This is a genomic window from Undibacterium sp. JH2W (assembly GCF_049340425.1).
Classification (GTDB): Bacteria; Pseudomonadota; Gammaproteobacteria; order Burkholderiales; family Burkholderiaceae_D; genus Undibacterium.
Genome location: NZ_JBMPOT010000049.1, coordinates 1 through 3,954, shown reverse-complemented (window position 1 = coordinate 3,954; position 3,954 = coordinate 1). Strand labels below are relative to the sequence as shown.

Sequence of the window (3,954 nt, the reverse complement as noted above, 5' to 3'; positions counted from 1 at the left end):
TCATCAGCGTATTTGCACGGTGTCGCATGTGAATGCCGCGCTGCTGCAGCCGCACTGGCGTTCGCACGATGCCTTGCTTCAGCAACAGGTGAAACCGCAGCGGGTGTCGTCATGAGCATGCGGGTCAGCCAGATCGTCACGCATCTTCGACCGGAGGACGTGTGCAGCATTATTGAATTCCTCGATCAGGTGCGGGACATGCTGATGAAGGCTTATGGCGACGAGATTGAAACCATGTTACAAGAAGCACCACAGTGCAATCCGCTACAGAGAGCGTTGGATGATGAGCCGTTTTAGCGGGTAGCCGACATCATCGTATCATTTGGGAGGGGGCATCATGCCCCCTTTTACACAGCATCCGATATGACGGCAATTTGGCTGCCGTTATGATGCAAGTGAGGCTGGGCAAGCAAAATCGTATGACCACAATGTGGCAATCCAGACTCAATCCTGCAAAAATCGCACGATCGCAATTCGGGAAGAAATACGATGGAAGCGGCGTGCGCAACAAACGGATTGAGCCAGAAGTATTGCTGCATGTAGCATGAGATGGCGCGACAACTACATTGACAAACACCGCACCCTCTATCAAACCGGGTAATCTCTCCTTTTGCAAGGACCAACTGTCAGATTAAATCGAAACTAATGCATTTGAGCAACGCCTATCTTAAACTCAAAAACAATTCAGTCAGAAGATCAGAACTCAATGACTCCATAAACAATACTTTTGGAAGAGCCCTAGAAAGCAATTTAAACACATAGGGATTCGATGAAATTTGCCCATGTGCTCCAAAACATACTTCCATTGAACCAGCAAACATAGGCTGCGATTCTCTCATCTCTTTTTGTAAAGTATATAAAACACTTTCAGCTACTCCTTCTGGGAATCCGTAGTAAGGTATTTCAATTTTATCCAGCATTGATCCAACATAGAGACGTGTTTCCGCTTGTCCATCTCCGACTTTAATCTTCAATATGCGCTCATTTGCAAATCGAATCTTAACCCCCAACAATCCATACAAACATCTCGGACCACGAGGCTGCTTGAGTTCCATGACAAAATCCAAATCTGCTTTAAGTCCTTCAATTTGAGTTGCTTGAACACAATCCTCGTAAAAGATTTTCGACTTAAACGCTTCAATCGGTGATTCATTTCGCCAAATTGAAATTTGATCTAGCCCACTTAATTTGAAATTTTCCATCATGGTTCAATTCCCCAAAATTTCAACCAATTGGGATTAAATAACTCAGGCATGCTTTGTATAACCTCCGGATGATAAACACTATAAGGAGAAACTCCATATTTGTTGAGCGTCATTTGATGCGCAATCTCATATTCTACTCCTTGCTTCATTAGAGTAGCTTCTGCAAGCTCATGTGTATAAAAAACTGCATCAGCTCCGCTAATAGGAGTACCTTCATGTAGGGCCGCTTTAATTCTAGCTACCATTGCCGCATTTTCAGGAACATCGCCAAACTGGCTTAAATGTTGCTCCATAATTTCTACGCCCTTTTCAGAAACATTTACATTTTTCCCTTCAAGTTTCCCAAGTCCACTCCCCCCACTGGCCCCATCCATAAAGGCGCCATTGCCCTTTGTTTCTGCCAGAGTATTGACTGCGTCATTTACTACATTGACAGGTTTCCCTGCAAATGTTTCCTCAATCTTCGTTGCAACATTACCCGCAATCTCCTTAATGTCTGTTGTCAGTATAGGAAACTTGTTGACGGCAGCAGATATAACAGGACCAGCCACCTTATTCACTACTGGACCAGCCACTGCCAGTATTGCCAGCTCTTTAACATCACCCGGTATTATGCTAGACAAGACATATGCCGCACCAGTCAGTTTATCTCCAACCCAGCCTGTAACACCGCCATTTTGCTGCCAAGAAAGACCCGATTGCAGGATGGTATCTTGCACTGCATTTTTCGATATCGTCAGCGATCTGTTTGTGGTGTCAATTGCTTCTATCACAAACTGCGTGCCTGCACCAAGTACACTAGCGATTGGGGCTGCACCAGGATTTGTCAGGATTCCATACTCGTCATAACCATTATAGTTATTCGACAACATATTATCTGTCGCCTCTGAAGTTGCAGGAACAGCTACCTGATCAGGGAATGCAACGACCTGTCCAGCCGAAGTCAACACGGCAGGAATCCTATTTCCACTCGTATCGAAGGTGACGCCTCTGGTATAGGATATGTTCGGGTCGAGATATCCGGCTGGATACGCTGGCGTCGTATTATCTTTTTCAAACCCGCGATTCGAGGTGCTGACAAATTTTACAGGTGAATTCCCACCGCTGGTAGTTGCTGAACTATCGGTAGAAGAGAGATTACTTCCAGAACCATTAGGCGTGATCACCTTACCCGTTGTAACATCAAGATAACTACCATTTGCTAACTTGACGAATCCGTCATTATCAACGTGCTGCGCAGTCGTACCTGGTGTTGCAACATTGGCGTTAACATTCAAAATATCAGAAATATCCGACACCGAAGTGTTTCCTAATTGCACTGCTGTATTCAGCAAACTTTCACCCGCATTGATTGCTGTATTCATCAAGTTGATCCCAGTAATAGCGCCTTTAGTTAAATTAGAGAAATCCGGCGTCGCATCTCCATTGCCTCCGCTGCCGCTACCACCGCCACCTTCCGCGTCAATGTTATAGCGCATCTCCATGCCATAATACGTAGACTGTCCGCCGCCACCACCTCCGCCGCCTGAATAATAGGCATCACCCCAGCCGCCCGGGTCAGCCATATCATAAGACCTCCTCCCCACCATTCCACTTGTATTTGAATTTACAGATTTTTGTGGACCACTTTTTGATTCAGCTCTCAAAGCCTCTCGTACGTCTTTGGCCTCTTGTGTAAGCCCTGTTGTATTTGCAGTTTGCCCAATTCCCGAAATCTGACCGTTATTGCTTACCGCCGTATTTCCATTTGTATTGAGCGCATCAGTTTTTGCTTGGGCTGTTGTCACATTCCCCAGATTCAAATTACTGGTATTGCTTCCCGTTGTCTGCGTGCTCGTTGCGTTGACTGCAGCAGTAGCGTTCTTAAAATCACTATTTTGTTGTGCCTCAGCTGGTGTAGGCGAAGTCGGTCCTGATGGTGTGGTAGGCTGCAAAGCCGCAATCTTCGCATTGACCGTACCTATCTGCGCTTGCAAGCTCGTTATATAACTCTGCCATGCCGCCAGCGTCGACGTCGCCGATGGATTGGATGCCGTCAGCTCCTGCAACTTGGTAGTCGCTTTGGCCAACAAATCAACACGGTAATTCAACTCTGCCTGCAGCATGCCCAAATCATTAGAATCGACTGCAGGAGGCAAAGCCGGTGGCTGCGGTAAAGTAGGCGTCGTCGGTGTAGTTGGCGTGGTCGGCGTGGTCGGCGTAGTTGGCGTGGTCGGCGTAGTTGGCGTGGTCGGCGTAGTTGGCGTAGTTGGCGTGTCCGTTCCGTCACCAGTTGTCGGGGTGGTGCCTGGATTGGTGGGTGTCGTCGTACCCGGATTAGTTGGTGTCACTGGGGTGGAATTTTGCAGTTGGGTAATCTGCGCCACAATGCTACCAGCTTGCGCTCTCAGGCCACTAATGTAATTGAGCCACGCCGGGATCAGGGTGCTGGCATTGGATGGAGTGTTTAAATAGATTTGCTGTAATTGAGCTTCGGCTTCGAATATCTGGTTATCTTTTATATACAGTGCATCCAGCAAGGTTTGCATCACTTGGGATGTGACGGATGATGGCAATGCTGGCGGCAATCCAAACGTCTCACTGCTTGTGCTTTCTGCACTCGCCATACTATTGACACTCGCCCGCATCATCATGAACGACATTGGACTAAAGCTTGCGCTTTCATTCCCAGCTTCATCCCCAGCATCCAGACTCATTTCACTGACGTCAGCAGCATCAGCAACCTCTTTTCCATCGTCAACCACCGCCA

Annotated in this window: 2 protein-coding genes and 1 pseudogene; 1 reads left to right on the top strand and 2 read right to left on the bottom strand. The window is 47.3% G+C overall.

Features of this window, described 5'->3' with window-relative positions; translation table 11 throughout:
* Positions 1-297 (top strand): hypothetical protein (locus ACO0LC_RS28995; protein ID WP_423009706.1); only part of this gene is annotated, 297 nt, incomplete at its 5' end.
* Positions 298-662: 365 nt separating this feature from the next.
* Here the strand turns inward: ACO0LC_RS28995 and ACO0LC_RS28990 are convergent.
* Positions 663-1,205, bottom strand: a complete 543-nt coding sequence (locus ACO0LC_RS28990; RefSeq protein ID WP_423009704.1) for a hypothetical protein — start codon at positions 1,203-1,205, stop codon at positions 663-665.
* Positions 1,202-3,954, bottom strand: a pseudogene (locus tag ACO0LC_RS28985) (hypothetical protein); the annotation flags it as partial. The pseudogene ACO0LC_RS28985 and the gene ACO0LC_RS28990, both read right to left, overlap by 4 nt.

Coding starts and splice junctions, on each gene's coding strand:
- ACO0LC_RS28990 (WP_423009704.1), bottom strand. CDS start 1,205: ATGATGGAAAATTTCAAATTAAGTGGGCTAGATCAAATTTCAATTTGG.